At 62.0% G+C, this 16,811-nt stretch carries 11 protein-coding genes and 1 tRNA gene; 7 read left to right on the top strand and 5 right to left on the bottom strand.

Translation table 11 applies throughout. The annotated features are described in order from the left end of the window. Nucleotides 1–26 precede the first annotated feature (26 nt). Complete coding sequence (locus V0R37_RS16050) at nucleotides 27–914, bottom strand: alpha/beta hydrolase (protein WP_420375461.1); 888 nt, start codon at nucleotides 912–914, stop codon at nucleotides 27–29. Nucleotides 915–1,029: 115 nt separating this feature from the next. Here V0R37_RS16050 and V0R37_RS16045 point away from each other — a divergent pair, with 115 nt between their 5' ends. Together V0R37_RS16045 and V0R37_RS16040 are read left to right on the top strand one after the other, a co-directional pair. Next, a complete protein-coding gene (locus V0R37_RS16045; RefSeq protein WP_420375460.1) occupies nucleotides 1,030–2,685 on the top strand; it encodes an acyl-CoA synthetase in 1,656 nt (551 codons plus the stop codon). Nucleotides 2,686–2,860: 175 nt separating this feature from the next. After that, the gene (locus V0R37_RS16040; RefSeq protein WP_420375459.1) at nucleotides 2,861–3,958 is read left to right on the top strand and encodes a PLP-dependent cysteine synthase family protein; all 1,098 of its coding nucleotides are present in this window, start codon (nucleotides 2,861–2,863) and stop codon (nucleotides 3,956–3,958) included. Between the two features lie 83 nt (nucleotides 3,959–4,041). Here V0R37_RS16040 and V0R37_RS16035 read toward each other — a convergent pair. Together V0R37_RS16035 and V0R37_RS16030 are read right to left on the bottom strand one after the other, a co-directional pair. After that, nucleotides 4,042–4,118: transfer RNA gene (locus tag V0R37_RS16035), tRNA-Pro, on the bottom strand. A gap of 34 nt (nucleotides 4,119–4,152) precedes the next feature. Then, on the bottom strand, nucleotides 4,153–5,736 hold the full coding sequence (locus V0R37_RS16030; RefSeq protein ID WP_420375458.1) for a TerC family protein: 1,584 nt from the start codon (nucleotides 5,734–5,736) through the stop codon (nucleotides 4,153–4,155). A gap of 158 nt (nucleotides 5,737–5,894) precedes the next feature. Here V0R37_RS16030 and V0R37_RS16025 point away from each other — a divergent pair, with 158 nt between their 5' ends. Next, the gene (locus V0R37_RS16025) at nucleotides 5,895–6,476 is read left to right on the top strand and encodes a DJ-1/PfpI family protein (protein ID WP_420375457.1); all 582 of its coding nucleotides are present in this window, start codon (nucleotides 5,895–5,897) and stop codon (nucleotides 6,474–6,476) included. On the opposite strand, the gene V0R37_RS16020 is transcribed toward V0R37_RS16025, so the two are convergent. Further along, nucleotides 6,473–8,362, bottom strand: coding sequence for an LTA synthase family protein (locus tag V0R37_RS16020; RefSeq protein WP_420375456.1), 1,890 nt, complete (start codon nucleotides 8,360–8,362; stop codon nucleotides 6,473–6,475). The genes V0R37_RS16025 and V0R37_RS16020 overlap by 4 nt on opposite strands. Before the next feature lie 118 nt (nucleotides 8,363–8,480). On the opposite strand from V0R37_RS16020, the gene V0R37_RS16015 reads away from it, so the two are divergent. The 4 genes from V0R37_RS16015 to V0R37_RS16000 are packed head-to-tail and all read left to right on the top strand — an operon-like array spanning nucleotide 8,481 to nucleotide 13,143. Beyond that, the gene (locus tag V0R37_RS16015; RefSeq protein WP_420375455.1) at nucleotides 8,481–9,692 is read left to right on the top strand and encodes an ABC transporter substrate-binding protein; all 1,212 of its coding nucleotides are present in this window, start codon (nucleotides 8,481–8,483) and stop codon (nucleotides 9,690–9,692) included. A gap of 39 nt (nucleotides 9,693–9,731) precedes the next feature. Beyond that, nucleotides 9,732–11,618 (top strand): ABC transporter permease, encoded by a 1,887-nt coding sequence (locus tag V0R37_RS16010; RefSeq protein WP_420375454.1) that lies wholly within the window; start codon nucleotides 9,732–9,734, stop codon nucleotides 11,616–11,618. Then, on the top strand, nucleotides 11,615–12,391 hold the full coding sequence (locus tag V0R37_RS16005; protein ID WP_420375453.1) for an ABC transporter ATP-binding protein: 777 nt from the start codon (nucleotides 11,615–11,617) through the stop codon (nucleotides 12,389–12,391). Before V0R37_RS16010 ends, V0R37_RS16005 begins: the two co-directional genes overlap by 4 nt. After that, the gene (locus tag V0R37_RS16000) at nucleotides 12,388–13,143 is read left to right on the top strand and encodes an ABC transporter ATP-binding protein (protein ID WP_420375452.1); all 756 of its coding nucleotides are present in this window, start codon (nucleotides 12,388–12,390) and stop codon (nucleotides 13,141–13,143) included. The genes V0R37_RS16005 and V0R37_RS16000 overlap by 4 nt, the downstream gene beginning before the upstream one ends. 42 nt (nucleotides 13,144–13,185) lie before the next feature. On the opposite strand, the gene V0R37_RS15995 is transcribed toward V0R37_RS16000, so the two are convergent. Then, the gene (locus V0R37_RS15995; RefSeq protein ID WP_420375451.1) at nucleotides 13,186–16,749 is read right to left on the bottom strand and encodes an indolepyruvate ferredoxin oxidoreductase family protein; all 3,564 of its coding nucleotides are present in this window, start codon (nucleotides 16,747–16,749) and stop codon (nucleotides 13,186–13,188) included. Between the last annotated feature and the right edge of the window lie 62 nt (nucleotides 16,750–16,811).

Genomic DNA, 16,811 nt, shown 5'->3' with positions numbered 1-16,811 from the left:
CCGCCGGATGCGGTTCGACCCGGCGATTACCGCTCGGCCAGGGCGCCGTCCTGGCGCAAGGACAGGCCGGCATGGCGCGTGAAGTTGCGGACCGCATCGCGATAGATTCCACTGCTGCTGGCGCCCGAGTGCGAAGCGCCGTCTATCTTCACCAGGTAGCGTTGCAAGCCGGGGTCGCCAGCCGATGCCAGCAGCGCATCGCTCATGGTGTGCGGAACCACGCGGTCATTGGTCCCATGCAGGAATAATATCGGCTGGCGTACCCGCTTTATGGCGGCCAGGGAATCAAAGGGCTGCGTAAGCACCAGTGCCAATCCTGGAATGTTTTCCCATCGGCTGCCGACGATCATGTCCCGGATGCTGGTAAAGGTCGATTCAAGTATCAGGCCCGCAAAATCGGGCTGGCCGGGCGTGGCCGCCAGCGCTACCGCAATGGCGCCGCCCAGGCTATGTCCGTACAGGAATCGCCGCGAGGGCAAGGGTTGCCGCCGTGCCAGTTCCCGCAAGGCGGCGCCGGCATCTTCCACGGCGCTGGATTGCGAAGGAAGTCGCGCGGTGGACGCCCCGAAGCCGCGATAGTCTATGGCCAGCACGGCATAACCCATATCGGCCCAGCGTTCGATGCGAAAGGCGCTGTCATTCAGGTTCCAGCGCGCGCCATGAAGGTACAGGACGGTCGCGGCGTCGGGAGAGGGATGGGCAAGGTACCAGGCGCGTACCGTATCGCCATTCTCCAGGGTCAGGTCGAAAATTTCCGTGCCTTGCGGCGGCTGGCGCCACCAGGGGCTCTCGCGCGATTCAATGGCGAATATGGTGGCGCGCTGCCAGCGGTCGAACATGACATAGCCGCCGGCCAGGGCAAGCAGTAACAGGCATGCCAGAATACGGATCAGGGGGCGCGGACGCAAACGCATGAAGTATCGGTCGGAAGGGGCGAAGCATTGATGATAGCGATTCGCGTCGGATGCTGCGCGGTTTTTCGGCGTTATATACTTGGACGATACCTACAAAGAGACAAAGGACGCTTCCATGTTGCCGCTGCACCCCACCAGCTATGAAGATGCCGCCAGGCGGTTTCAATGGGAGATCCCGCAGCGCTACAACATCGGCGTCGACGCTTGCGCCAAGTGGGCGGAGCGGGATTCGGGCCGGTTGGCGCTGGTCCATGTCGATCAACACGGGCAGGCGCGGCAATACAGTTTCGGTGAAATACACGAGTCGTCGAATCGCTTGGCCAAGCTGTTTCTTGCCCTGGGCGCCAAGCCCGGCGACCGGATCGGAATTCTTCTGCCGCAGGCTCCGGAGACCGCCTGGGCGCACATCGCCGCTTACAAGATTGGCTGTATAGCCATTCCCTTGTTCACGCTGTTCGGGGCCGAGGCGCTGTGCTATCGGCTGGCCGACAGTGCGGCGCTGGTGGTCGTGACCAATGCGGAAGGCGCGGCGAAGCTGGCTGAAATACGCAGCCAGCTTCCGGCCTTGAAGACAATACTTACGATAGATGGCGCGCAGGCCGATACCGTTGACCTGCATCGCGAAATGAAGCGGCATGGCTCCGATCTGGTTCCAGCCGATACGGCGGCCGACGACCCCGCCGTCATCATTTATACCTCGGGCACCACAGGCCAGCCCAAGGGCGCGCTGCATGCGCACCGTGTGTTGCTGGGCCATCTGCCGGGCGTGGAAATCTCGCACAATCTCTTTCCGCAAGAGGGCGACCGGATGTGGACGCCGGCCGACTGGGCATGGATAGGCGGACTGTTCGACGTGCTGCTTCCCGCCTGGCATCACGGCATTGCCGTGGTCGCGCATCGTTTCAAGAAATTCACACCCGAGAACGCTTTTCAATTCCTGCAGGATTACGGTGTGCGCAACACTTTCCTGCCGCCCACGGCATTGAAGATGATGCGCTCGGTGGACAGGCCCGAGACGCGCTGGAATTACCGCCTGCGTTCCGTGGCCAGCGGCGGCGAATCGCTGGGCGCTGAATTGCTCGATTGGGGCAGGCGTACTTTCGGACTCACCATCAACGAATTCTATGGCCAGACCGAATGCAACATGACTGTCTCTTCGTGCGCGGACATCATGCCCGCGCGCCCGGGTGCCATAGGCCGCGCCGTGCCGGGCCATACCGTGGCCATCATCGACGAGCAGGGCAACACGCTGCCGTCGGGAAGCAGTGGCAGCATAGCCGTGCGGCGTCCCGATCCGGTGCTGTTCCTGCAATATTGGAATAACGCCAGGGCCACCGAAGAAAAGTTCGCGGGCGACTGGCTGCTTACCGGCGACACCGGCAGCATGGACGATGATGGCTACATCCATTTCATCGGCCGTAACGACGACGTCATCACCTCGGCGGGTTATCGCATAGGTCCGGGCGAAATCGAGGACTGCATCCTGCAGCATCCTTCGGTGAAAATGGTCGCTGTGGTCGGCGCGCCCGATGCGCAGCGCACCGAAATCGTGGCGGCTATCGTTGTCCTGCAGGATGAGCGCAGTCCAAGCGATGCGCTCAAGCGTGAAATCCAGGATCATGTAAAGTCGCGGCTGGCCGCGCACGAATACCCTCGCGAAGTGTTCTTCGTCCAGGAATTGCCCATGACCACCACCGGGAAGGTGATACGCCGCGAGCTGCGCCAGATGGTCGGGCAGTGGCGCAAGGATGCGCTGAAAGCCGCTCACTGACCGGAAGTGCTTGAAGGCGCCGCCATTGCGTTGTTCGCGGGCTTGCATCCACGATCAACTCTTATAATCCAGTCTTTGCCGTGTTAGGCGGGCCGCCCGGACGTCGTGGTAAGCGCGGATCGGCAAGGCTCGCGTGCCGCATGATGCGGCGCATTTCAAAGGAGAGGACCGGATCATGCCAAGTATTCGCGACGCATGGGTGCAACAGGCTGTGCGAAAGATAGAGGCGGATTTCAACAGATCGGCCGACACGCATTTGATCCCCCTGCGCCTGCCGGCTTATCCCGGCGTGGATCTCTACTTGAAAGACGAGTCCAGCCACCCGACTGGCAGCCTGAAGCACCGCCTGGCGCGATCCCTGTTTCTGTATGCTCTTTGCAACGGCTGGCTGCATCCGGACAGTACCGTCATCGAAGCCTCGTCGGGTTCCACAGCCGTGTCCGAAGCCTATTTTGCACGATTGATAGGCTTGCCTTTCATCGCCGTCATTCCCAAAGGCACGTCCCAGGAGAAGATCGCCGCCATCGAGTTTTACGGCGGGAAGATACACCTGGTGAACTCCGGACGGGAAATCTACGGCGAATCCGAACGCCTGGCGCGCGAGTTGGGCGGGCATTACATGGATCAGTTCACCTACGCCGAAAGGGCGACGGACTGGCGCAGCAACAACAATATCGCCGAGTCGATCTTCAGCCAGATGCGGCAGGAGCCGCATCCTGTGCCCGCATGGATCGTGTGCAGTTGCGGAACCGGAGGCACCACGGCGACGATAGGGCGATATATACGCTATCAAGGCTACGACAGCCGCGTGTGCGTCGCGGACCCGGAAAATTCGGTGTTCTTCGATGCCTATGCCACGGGTGATAAGCAGCTGGAAATTCAGACCGGCTCTTTGATTGAAGGCATAGGCCGGCCGCGGGTCGAACTGTCCTTCATACCGTCGGTCATAGATCGCATGGTGAAAGTTCCCGATGCGGCAAGCTTGTCGGCCTTGCGCTATCTGCAAAGCAGCCTGGGGCGGCGTTGCGGCGGATCGACGGGCACGAACTTCATCGCCGCCCTGCATTTGGCGCGCGAGATGCACGAGGCGGGTCAAGAAGGCTCCATCGTCACCGTATTGTGCGACAGCGGCGAGCGCTATACGCAGACCTATTACAACGATGGCTGGCTGGCCGCCCGTGGCTTCGACATAGGCAATCTGGAATCGGCGGTCCAGGCTTGCGCCCAGAATGGCGCGGCCATGCCCTGGGATCTGCTGGAGCACTTGCGCTGATGTAAAAAGCCCCATGCCGCGCGGCGGAAAAAAAAAGAGCTTACGCCTTGTATTGCGTAAGCTCTTGATTTTTGCTGAAGTAATGGTCGGGGCGAAAGGATTCGAACCTTCGACCCTCTGGTCCCAAACCAGATGCGCTACCAGGCTGCGCTACGCCCCGAATTCACAACAGCCAGCGACTATAACATAAAAGCCTAGGCGGCGTTGGCGGGCGCCTGGGGTTCCTGATCGCTGGCCGGCGAACGCTGCACCAGCACCTTGGCGATGCGCCGTCCTTCCAGTTGCAGGACCCGGAATCGGAACGTGCCGTTCGCTTGAGAGAACTCAAGCTCGTCCCCGACTTCCGGCAGGCGGCCGAAACGGCGCAGCATATAACCGGCCAGGGTGCTGAACTCGTCGGTATCGTCCTGCAGGCCCTCGAGTTCGAGCGTCTGCTCGAAATAATGCATGTCGGTGGCGCCGTCGACGATCCAGCGATCGTCTCCGTCGGCGATGATGTCCGGGGTTTCATCCTCGTCGGGGAAGTCGCCCGCAATGGCTTCAAAGACGTCGATGGGCGTAACCAGCCCCTCGACCGTGCCGAACTCGTTGATGACGATGACCAACTGGCCGCGCGCGGACTTGAGCGTTTTTATCAGATCCAGGATGCGGATGGTCTCATGCACAAGAATGGGCGGGCGCAGGTTTTTTTCGTTCAGGGTCTTGTGCGTGATCAGATCCGCGATCATGTCCTTGGCCCGGCCTATTCCCACGATATCGTCCAGCGAGCCTCGGCAAACAGGGAAGAACCCGTGAGGCGTCTCGCTGATTTCCTGGCGGATGTGGTCGGGATCGCCGTTCAGGTCTATCCAGCTGATATCGGTGCGCGGCGTCATGATGGAATGGACGTTGCGATCGGCCAGCCGCAGCACGCCGCTGACCATGTTGCGCTCTTCCACGCCGAAAGGCGTATCGTCCGGCGAGGGCGCGGAGTTGGGAGCGGGCTCGTCGCTGGTGGAAGGCCGCTTGCCCAGCATGCGCAAGATGCCCTCCGCGGTGCGCTCGCGCATGGGGCGCTGGGTATCGCGGCTAAGCAGGTTGCGCCGCGCGATCTGGTTCAGGGATTCGATGGCAACCGAAAAGCCGATGGCGGCATACAGATAGCCCTTGGGCACCTTGAAGCCGAAGCCTTCGGCAACCAGTGCAAAGCCTATCATCAGCAGGAAGCCCAGGCACAGTATGACGACTGTGGGATGGGCATTGACGAAGCGCGTCAACGGCTTGGACGCCACCAGCATGATGCCGATGGCGATGATGACGGCCGCCATCATGACCTCCAGGTGATCCACCATGCCCACCGCCGTGATGACGGCATCCAGGGAAAAGACGGCGTCCAGCACCACGATTTGCGTCACGATGACCCAGAAGCTGGCATACATGCGCGAGCCCGACATGGCATGGGCCTTGCCTTCGACCCGCTCGTGCATTTCCATGGTGCCTTTGAAGACCAGGAAGAAGCCGCCGACGATAAGAATTAGATCGCGCCCGGAAAAACTGAACGGCCCCATCGAGAACAGCGGTTCGGTCAGCTTGAACAGCCAGGATATGGCCGATAGCAGGGCCAGACGCATGACAAGGGCCAGCGACAGGCCGATGACGCGGGCGCGGTCCCGCTGCGCCGGCGGCAGCTTATCCGCCAGGATCGCGATGAAAATCAGGTTGTCGATGCCCAGAACGATTTCCAGGACAACCAGTGTCAACAAGCCGATCCACATGGTGGGATCAAGCAGCAACTCCATTTTTATTCCTTTCAGTTTGCAGTAAGTATTGTATCGTGCTTGTTTTTTGCCGCGAATGGATAGAAGATGGAAACGCCCATAGGCTTTATACGGGCGGGGCGCGCCGCATTCGCTTGTCGACGGCGTTCATTGAAACCTGTCTTTACATGAGACGACACATGAGCAAGAAACTATTGATGCTGGTCGGCGACTATGCCGAAGATTACGAGACCATGGTGCCATTTCAAACCCTGTTGACGGTGGGGCATGTCGTGCACGCCGTGTGCCCGGACAAGAAGGCGGGCGATACGGTTGCCACAGCCATACACGACTTCGAGGGCGACCAGACATACAGCGAGAAGCCCGGACATCGTTTTGCGTTGAACTACGATTTCGACAAGGTTGACGCCGCGGACTACGACGGCCTTGTCATTCCAGGCGGCCGCGCGCCGGAGTATCTGCGCATGAACGACAGGGTAATAGAGATCGTGAAGCAATTCGATGCCGCCAAAAAGCCGATTGCCGCCGTGTGCCATGGCGCTCAGATACTGGCGGCGGCCGGTGTGCTGAAGGGGCGCACGTGTTCGGCGTACCCGGCTTGCGCGGCCGAAGTCCGCCTGGCGGGCGGCACCTATGCCGATATTGCCGTCGACCAGGCCCATACCGATGGCAACCTGGTCACCGCGCCGGCATGGCCGGCCCATCCGGCCTGGATGGCGCAATTCCTGGCTGTATTGGGGACTCGCATACAGCACGCCTAGGCCTTGGGCCCGAGCTGGGGCAGGGTATAAGCCCGATTCTGGTACACCCAGCTTGGCCAAAGGACGTGGGCCAGGGCCTCGCCGGCCAGGCCGGCGTCCAGCGGCATGGGCGTGTACGTCTCGGGCGCCTGATAGCGGTATTGGGTGGCGTCGCGGTGGGGCTCCATCACGACCAGCGCGTCGCCCTTCAGGTAACCGTAGTTCTCGCCATACTGCATCATGGCCCTGTCTCCGCCGGGCAGCGTCAGGTCGCGTCCTATCATGGGGTGCTCGGCCCGCAAGCCCATGATGGAGAGCAGGGTGGTGGGCAGGTCTATCTGGCTGATCAGGCGGTCATCGCGCCTGGCGGCGACATCGGCCCCGGTGATCAGCGCGGGGATATGGAAGTGGCGCAAGGGCACCAGGCTGGCGCCGCCGACTCGCGAATCATGGTCGGCCACGACCAGGAACACGGTGTTTTCCCAATAATCGGATTGCCTTGCCCGGTCGAAGAATTGCCCCATGGCCCAATCGGCATAGCGCACGGTGTTTTCCACAGTGGCCGGGTTGCCGTCGGTCTCTATCCGGCCGCCGGGGTATTCCCAGGGCGAATGGTTGCTGACGGAAAAAGCCAGCGTGAAGGTAGGCTCGTCGGGCGCCTCGCTGAGCAGGCTGTGAACCGTATTGAACATGTCCTCGTCGCTGGCGCCCCAGGTGCCGACGAAAGCGGGGTTCCTGAATGTGGGCAGGTCGTACAGATCGTCGAAGCCATTGCCCAGGAAGAAGCTTTTCATATTATCGAAATGCGCTTCGCCGCCGTAGATGAAACGCGAGCGGTAGCCATGCTGCTTCAGGACTTGCGCCATGGTGAAGAAATTGCTTTGCGCGCCGGACAGTCGCAGCGCGGCATCGGACACCGTGGGCGGAAAGCCGGCGACAACGGCTTCCAGGCCGCGGACCGAGCGCGTGCCCGTGGCGTAGGCGCGCGTGAAGTTCCAGGAGGTTTGGGCAAGCCTGTCCAGTTGCGGGGTCAGCGCGGCGCCGCCCAGGTTGCCTACATATTGGGCGCCCAGGCTTTCCTGCACGATCATCACCACGTTCAGCGGACGACTTCGTTGTGAGGTGGGCTCCTGCACATGCAGCGTGGGGATATCGGCCGGACCTGCGGCCAGCCCGGCGCAGCGCTGGACGATGCCGTTCATTTCCTGGGCGGGCATGTCGCCGTATACGTCGGCGGCGGAGCGCTCGTTTTTCATGCTGTAGATGGCGTAGGCCACGCTGTACAGCGAGTTCAGCGGCAAAGTGTTCAGCATGCTGTCGCCGCAGTAGGCCACCGTTGATGGGTTGATGGGACGGTGCCCCAGCGTGCCGCGTATGGCAAGAAAGACGACGGCCGCCGCCACCAGCGTAAAGATCGGGCGCTGCCACCACGTCATGGGCGGGTCGGTGGGCACGTTGGCGAACAGCAGCCAGGCGATCCATGCAAAGACGGCCAAGGCGGCGACCGCGCCGAAGATCACCGCCTTGTAGCCCTTCCACAGCATGCCGAATACTTCCTGGGGGTGCTTCAAGTATTCCACGTACAAGCGGTTGGGACGCGTATCGTATTCATGAATGAACTGGGGCGTTGAAACTTCCAGCAAGACCAGCAGGAACCAGGCGAACTGGAACCACCATCCGGTGATGCTGACGGCCAGGGGCCAGTGGCCCAGCCAGGGCGCAAGCATGAGCGGGATGCCGGCGATGATGGCAATCTGGTTGGCATCGATGCGCAGCCCGCCTTTCAATATGGGCAGCAGGCCGCCCGCCTGCTTGACGCGATCCCATTGCCAGGCCGCCAACAGGCATCGGCTGAGCGTCAGCAGGCAGAGGCTGGATACAATGAAAATCAGGCTGAGTTCGCGCATGAGGGAAGTAAAATGGGTTCAGTCGGCGTAGTGTAATGGCATCCGCAGGTCTTGCCTGCCCATATTGCGTACAATTTATTGCACTTTTACCTTCAGACGGCTCAGCACAGGATCCTATATGTACTCTTTCAGGTTTTATTTGAAACTGGCAGGCGCCGCGGCACTGGCGGCGGCAAGCACAGCCGTTGCGGCCCAGGACACCATCAAAATAGGCGAGCTGAACAGCTACAAGACCCAGCCTGCCTTCCTGGGACCGTACAAGAAAGGCATGGAGCTGGCCGTTGAGCAGATCAATGCGGCGGGCGGGGTCGACGGCAAGGCGCTGGAACTGGTGGTGCGCGATGACAATTCCAATCCGGGCGACGCGGTGCGCGCCGCCGAAGAATTGCTTACGCGCGACAAGGTCGATGTGCTGACCGGCACCTTTTTGTCTCATATAGGTTTGGCGGTCACCGATTACGCCAAGCATAAGAAGCAGTTCTTCCTGGCCAGCGAGCCGTTGACCGACAAGATCGTCTGGGCCGACGGCAACCGCTATACCTACCGCCTGCGCAACTCCACCTATATGCAGGTGGCCATGCTGATTCCGGCCGCCGTGAAAATGAACAAGAAGCGCTGGGCCATCGTCTATCCCAATTACGAATACGGGCAATCGGCGGTCGCCACGTTCAAGACGCTGCTGAAACAGGCGCAGCCGGACGTGGAATTCGTCGCGGAACAGGCCACGCCTTTGGGCAAGATCGATGCGGGCAATGTGGTCCAGGCGCTGGCCGATGCGCGGCCCGAAGCCATGTTCAATGTATTGTTCGCCACCGATCTGGCCAAATTCGTGCGCGCCGGAACGCAGCGCAATTTCTTCAAGGACCTGCCGGTGGTCAGCATGCTGACCGGCGAACCCGAATACCTGGATCCGCTGGGCGCCGAGGCGCCTGTGGGCTGGGTGGTTACGGGCTACCCGTGGTATGCCATCGACACGCCGGAACACAACGCTTTCCTGAAAGCCTACCAGGCCCGCTACAACGACTATCCGCGCCTTGGCACCATCGTCGGCTACAACGCCATCCTGTCGCTGGCGGCCGGCATCAAGAAAGCCGGTTCCACCGAAACGGAAGCGCTGGTCCAGGCCTTCAAGGGACTGGAGGTCGATACGCCTTTTGGACGCATCAAATACCGCGGCATCGACCATCAGTCCACGATGGGAGCCTACGTGGGCACGATCGCCATCAAGGACGGCAAGGGCATCATGACCGATTTCAAATACGTGGATGGAGCCAGCGTCCAGCCGACCGACGACCAGGTCAGGCAATGGCGGCCCGCATCGGCCGACTAACTTCCAGGGCCGCGGTGCCTGACGGCACCGCTTTTTAGCATGCACCTTACCGGTTTTATCGTTCAGTTCCTGAACGGCTTGGCAGAGGCGTCATCTCTTTTCCTGGTGGCGGCGGGACTGTCGCTGATCTTCGGCGTGAGCCGCATCGTCAACTTCGCCCATGGATCCCTGTACATGCTGGGCATATACATCGCCTACTCCATCGTCCAGCACTGGGGCCAGGGGCCGGCGGGTTTCTGGGCCAGCCTGCTTTGCGCCGCGCTGGTCGTCGGCCTGCTTGGCGCGCTGGTCGAAATGGTCTTGCTGCGCCGCATATATCGGGCGCCGGAAATGTTCCAGCTTCTGGCCACCTTCGCGTTGGTGCTGGTGTTCAACGACATGGCGCTTTGGCTATGGGGGCCCGACGATTTGCTGGGTCCGCTCGCCCCGGGACTGAACGGGTCATTGCGGATCTTCGACCGCTATCTGCCGGTGTACGACGTGGTCCTGATCGTTATCGGGCCAGCGGTATTGCTGGCCTTGTGGCTGCTGCTGACGCGCACCCGCTGGGGCACCTTGATACGTGCGGCGACGCAGGATCGCGAGATGCTCGGCGCCCTGGGCGTGAACCAGGCCTGGCTCTTTACCGGCGTGTTCGCACTGGGCGCCTTCCTGGCGGGACTGGGCGGAGCGATACAGATTCCACGCCAGCCCGCCAGCCTGGGGCTGGATCTAAGCGTAATCGGCGATGCCTTCGTCGTGGTCGTGGTGGGCGGCATGGGTTCGATTCCCGGCGCCTACCTGGCGGCGCTGATCATTGCCGAGCTCAAGGCCCTGTGCATTGCGCTGGGCGTGGTCGATATCGCCGGAGTCAGCGTGGCCTTTCCCAAGCTGACGCTGGTGGTCGAATTCATTTTCATGGCCTTCGTCCTGGTCTTCCGGCCTTGGGGCTTGCGCGGCAGGCCATTGGCCTCGGTGCGTCTTGCGGGCCAGCCCGATGCGCCCCTGCGCCCGGCGGGCGCGGGCTTCAAGTGGCTTGCGCTGCTGCTGGCAGCGGCCTTCGCCCTTTTGCCGCTCCTGTCCGGCGTCCTGCCCTACGCCGCGGTGCTGGCGCAAGACATGCTGATTGCGGTGCTGTTCGCCGTCAGCCTGCATTTCATGATGGGGCTGGGCGGCATGCCTTCCTTCGGACATGCCGCCTACTTCGGTATCGGCGCCTATGCAGCCGCCTTGCTGTTCAAATCGGCCGGCCTGGGCATGGCGGCCTCGCTGCTTGCGGCTCCTCTGGCGGCCGGCCTGGCGGCGGTCGTCTTCGGCTGGTTCTGCATTCGATTGACGGGCGTCTATCTGGCCATGCTTACCCTGGCCTTTGCGCAAATCGTATGGTCCATCGTCTATCAGTGGGACGCGGTAACGGGCGGTTCCAACGGCATAGTCGGCATCTGGCCCGAAGCCTGGCTGTCGGGCAATGCCTATTACTACTTTACGCTGCTGGTGGTGGCCGCGGCGAGTGTCGCGGTGCGCCGCATGGCCTTCGCGCCATTCGGCTATGCCTTGCGCTCGGTTCGCGACTCGGCATTGCGCGCCGACGCCATAGGCCTGAACGCCAAGGGCGTGCAATGGACCGCTTTCATCGTGGCCGGCTTGTTCGCCGGTTTGGCGGGGGCCTTGTATGTATTTTCCAAAGGCAGCACCTCGCCCGAGGTCATCACGGTGGGCAAATCGGTGGATGGCCTGGTGATGGTGCTGCTGGGCGGTATTCAGACTCTGTTCGGGCCTATCGTGGGCGCGGCCGGCTTTACGCTGCTGCAGGATTACTTCGTGGGCATTACCGAGTACTGGCGCGCACTGTTCGGCGCGGTGATATTGCTGATCGTATTGGTCTTCCCGCAAGGAATCGCGGGCTATGCCGGCATGTTGCTGCAGCGCAAGGGGAAACCGGCATGAGCCTGCTGAAGGTAAGCGGACTGAGCAAGCATTTCGGCGGCAACAAGGCGGTCGATGCCATCGGCTTCGAGCTGCGGCCGGGCGAACTGCTGGCCTTGATCGGCCCCAATGGCGCCGGGAAGTCGACCACGTTCAATATGGTGGGCGGGCAATTGCCGGCCTCCGGCGGATCGGTGCGCTTCGACGGCGTCGAGTTGCTGGGCATGCCCTCGCGCAAGATTGCGCGGCTGGGCGTGGGGCGCACTTTCCAGATTGCCGCCACCTTCGCGTCCCTGACCGTGCTGGAGAATGTGCAGATGGCCTTGCTGTCTCATCATCGCAAGGTGTATTCCTTCTGGCGTACGGCCATGCCCAGATACCGGGATGAAGCCTTGCGCTTGCTGGGTCAGGTCGGCATGGGCGAGCAGGCGGGCCGCGCATGCAGCGAACTGGCCTACGGCGATGTCAAGCGCGTGGAATTGGCGATGAGCCTGGCGGGCAGTCCACGCCTGCTGTTGATGGACGAGCCTACCGCCGGCATGGCGCCCGCCGAACGCAATGCCTTGGTCGGCCTGGTAAAGAGTCTGGTCGTGCAGCGGAATATGGCGGTCCTGTTTACCGAACACAGCATGGATGTGGTGTTCGCGTATGCCGATCGCGTGATTGTGCTGGCTCGTGGCAAATTGATCGCGGAAGGCACTGTCGATGAAGTGCGCCGCCACCCCAAGGTCCAAGAGGTGTATTTCGGAACGGGCCGGACCTTCCAGGCCAAGGCGGGAGGCGCTGTCGTATGAAGAGCGGGCAAGTACATGCGGGGCAGGGGGGATCGCTATTGTCCGTGGCCGGATTGAATGCATGGTACGGCGCGGCCCACATACTGCATGATGTCGATCTGCAAGTTGAGCAGGGCGAGGTCGTTGCCTTGATGGGGCGCAACGGCGCCGGCAAATCCACCACGCTCAAGGCCATCATGGGGCTGCTGCCGGCACGGCGCGGAGATCTTGCCTTCATGGAGCACGATCTGCAAAAGCGGCAGGCCTACGAAATCGCACGCCTGGGGCTGGGCTATGTTCCGGAGGATCGGCGGGTATTCACCGATCTGACTGTCATGGAAAACCTGGCGACGGGCCGTCAGCCTGATAGAACCCGGCCCGATGGCCGGCCCGGACTGAACTGGTCCTTGGAGGCGGTATTCGATCTGTTCCCCGCCCTTGCCGACATGCGCAAGCGCCGGGCCGGCACATTGAGCGGCGGCGAGCAGCAGATGTTGACGGTGGCGCGGACGTTGATGGGGAATCCTTACTGCCTGTTGCTGGACGAACCTTCCGAAGGCGTTGCGCCGCTGATCATTGAGCAAATGGCCGACATGATCCTGGCCTTGAAGGCCAGGGGAGCAAGCGTGCTGCTGTCCGAGCAGAACATCCATTTCGCGGATCTGGTGTCCGACCGCGCTTATGTGCTGGAAAAAGGCGCCATCCGGTACAGCGGCACGATGGCCGAGTTGGCCGCCAACGAAGACGTGCGACTATCCTATCTGGCGCTTTAGGCCGCCCAGGCGGACTGCCTTCACTCTAGCCAGGAAAACGCGTCAAGCCACCTGTACTAAAGGCGCCGTGTTCCGATAGCTGTCCAGCAGCTGTGCCCGCCGCGCCTGGGCCGCTTGCAGATTCCTTTCCTTTACGTGGCCGAAACCCCGGATGTCTTGCGGTAGATTGGCCAACTCGATGGCCACGGCCAGGTTTCCGTCCGTCAAGCTGGCGTCGAATTCCTGAGTCAGCGCAAGGTAATCCTGCACCAGCGCACGTTCCTGGCGGCGTTCGGCGCTGCGTCCGAACACGTCCAGCGCGGTCCCCCGCAAGCCTTTCATGCGGGCCAATGCCTTGAACACCGTCATCACCCACGGTCCGTATTTCTTTTTTACCAATTCGCCCTTGTCGTTGCGCTTGGCCAGAAGGGGAGGCGCCAGATGAAAATGCAGCTGGTAGTCCTTGCCGGGTTCGCCTTCGAACTGCGTGCGCAGTTTTTGCGTGAATGCCGGGTCGGTATAAAGCCGGGCGACCTCGTACTCGTCCTTGTAGGCCATCAGCTTGGCCAGGTTTCCGGCCACCGCGCGTGTCAGTCGCATCCCTTTCCCCGATGCCAGGCCGGCCTCTTTGGCACGCACCCGTTCGACCGCCAGCGCATAACGGCGCGCATAGGCGGGATTCTGATATGCCGTCAGCCATTGAACGCCGCGCTCGATGACCGCGTCCAGGGTTTCGGGCATGGCGATGACCTGGGCCGCCTTGTCCGTCTTGCCCAGGTCGGGGGCAATGGCATCCGGGCCATGATGCGCCGCGGCTCGGCCCCACTCGAAGGCCGACAGGTTTTTCTCCACCATTACGCCATTCAATTCGATGGCGCGCAGCAGGCTTTCATAGGACAGCGGTATCCAGCCCTTTTGCCATGCATAGCCCAAAAGCAGAGGGTTGGCGTAGATGGCATCCCCCAGCAGATACACCGCCAATGCATTGGCGTCCAGGAATTCGCACGCCGGGCCCATGGCTTCGGTCAAGGTCTTATGTGCCGCCGCATCGGGAAAGCGCCATGATGGGTTCTTGATGAAGTCGGCCGTGGGAATGGGCGCGCTGTTGATGGCGGCGCGGGTCGTGTCCTTGCGCACTTTCGATATGACTTCGGCCGAAGTGGTGACGATGGCGTCGCAGCCTATTATTACCTCGGCTTCGCCGGTTGCGATGCGCGTGGCATGCAAATCGTCGGGATGTCGCGCAATCTGCACATGGCTGAGCACGGCGCCGCCTTTTTGCGCCAGCCCGGCCATGTCGAGCACGGTCACCCCCTTGCTTTCCAGGTGGGCCGCCATGCCCAGCAGGCCGCCTATGGTGACCACGCCGGTGCCGCCTATGCCGGTGATCAATATGCCGTAAGGACCGTCCATGGCCGGCAGTGCGGGCATGGGCAGTCCGGTGCTCAGCCCGCCGTCCGCCTTGGGTTCTTGAGGCTGCGGTTTTTTAAGCTGTGCGCCCTCGGCGGTGATGAAGCTGGGACAGAAGCCGTTGACGCAGGAAAAATCCTTGTTGCAGGATGACTGGTTTATTTTCCGCTTGGTGCCCAAAGGTGTTTCCAGCGGCTCGACCGACAGGCAGTTGGATTTGACGGAGCAGTCGCCGCAGCCTTCGCAAACGGTGTCGTTGATGAAGACACGGCGCGCCGGGTCGGGGTAGGTGCCGCGCTTGCGGCGGCGCCGTTTCTCGGTGGCGCAGGTCTGGTCGTAGACCAGGACGGTGGTGCCTTCCATGTCGCGCAGCTCGCGCTGCACACGGTCCAGTTCCTCGCGATGATGCACGGCCGCGTTGCCGGCCAGCGTCACGCCCTTGTATTTGTCGGGCTCATCGGTAACGACCACCACTTTCCGGGCGCCTTCGGCGTGCACTTGCGCGATCACGTCGGTCACCTTCAGCACGCCGTCCACAGGCTGGCCGCCCGTCATGGCAACGGCGTCGTTGTACAGGATCTTGTAGGTGATATTGGCGTTGGCGGCGATGGCGGCGCGGATGGCCAGGATGCCGGAATGGAAATACGTGCCGTCGCCCAGGTTCGCAAAAACATGTTTCTCGGTGGTGAAGGATTTCTGGCCTATCCAGGCGGCCCCTTCGCCGCCCATGTGGCTGAAGGTTTCGGTCTTGCGGTCCATCCAGATCGCCATGTAGTGGCAGCCGATGCCGGCCAGCGCGCGCGAGCCGTCAGGCACATTGGTCGAGGTGTTGTGAGGGCAGCCCGAACAGAACCAGGGCTTGCGGTCGATGGCGGCGGCCGGTGACTGGAGTTCGCGTTCCTTTGCGTCGATGATGGCCACGCGAGCGGCGATCCGCGCGCGGACCTCGGCCGGCAGCTCGGTCTTTTCCAGCCTCCTGGCAATCGCCCGCGCGATCAGGGCGGGCGACAGCTCGGCGCTGGCGGGCAGCAGCCATTGTCCGCGCGGCACCGACCATTCGCCGCCGGCATTGTCTTTTTCGTCGAACTTGCCGTATACCTTTGGGCGGACATCGTCGCGCCAGTTGTACAGCTCTTCTTTGAGCGCGTATTCCAGTATCTGGCGTTTTTCCTCGACCACCAGTATTTCTTCCAGGCCGGTGGCGAATTCGCGGGCATCCTGCGCATTAAGGGGCCAGACGCAGCCCACCTTCATCAGGCGTATGCCCAGCTGCGCACAGGTGGAGGCATCCAGCCCCAGGTCGGCCAACGCCTGGCGGGTGTCCAGGTAGGCCTTGCCGGCGGTCATGATGCCGAATCGCGGGCGTGGCGAATCGATGACGATGCGATTCAGCTTGTTGGCGCGCGTATAGGCCAGCGCCGCATACCATTTATAGTCGATCAGCCGCGCTTCCTGCGCCAGGGGCGGATCGGGCCAGCGTATGCCCAATCCATCGGGAGGCAGGATGAAGTCCTCGGGGATGACGATGCGCGCGCGATCCGGGTCGATGTCCACCGAGGCGGTCGATTCGACAACTTCGGTGACGCATTTCATGGCGACCCACAGGCCTGAGTAGCGGCTCATGGCCCAGCCGTGCAGGCCGTAATCCAGGTATTCCTGCACGTTCGACGGGTAAAGCACGGGAATGCCCGCCGCCTGGAGATCGTGTTCGGATTGATGGGCCACGGTGGACGACTTGGCGCCGTGGTCGTCGCCGGCCAGCACCAGGACCCCGCCGTGGCGGGACGTGCCGGCGGAATTCGCATGCTTGAAGACATCCATGGAGCGGTCCACGCCCGGCCCCTTGCCGTACCACATGCCGAAAACGCCGTCGCGCGTGGCGTCCGGATAAAGGGTGACCTGCTGCGTGCCCCAGACCGAGGTTGCGGCCAAGTCTTCGTTCAGGCCCGGCTGAAACACGATGTCGTGATCGCTTAGATGCTGCTTGGCCTTCCAGAGCGCCTGGTCCAGCGCGCCCAGCGGAGAACCGCGATAGCCTGAAATGAAACCGGCGGTATTCAAGCCGGCGCGCTGGTCCCGTGCCTTTTGCAGCATGGGCAGGCGCACCAGGGCCTGGGTGCCGCTCATGTAGGCGCGGCCTTTCTCCAGCGTGTACTTGTCGTCGAGGGATACCTTGGCGAGCGTCGACAGCATCGCCTGATCGAGGGGAGCATTCATCGGGGCAGTCTCCTGTGCGTTGCCTTTCTGCTTATCGACCTAGTGTATGAACTTATATTGAT

The organism is Pollutimonas rozaliensis (genome assembly GCF_048751585.1).
Lineage (GTDB): Bacteria > Pseudomonadota > Gammaproteobacteria > Burkholderiales > Burkholderiaceae_B.
Note: the sequence above shows the minus strand (reverse complement) of the source record. Positions and strands in the feature narration are given on the sequence as shown.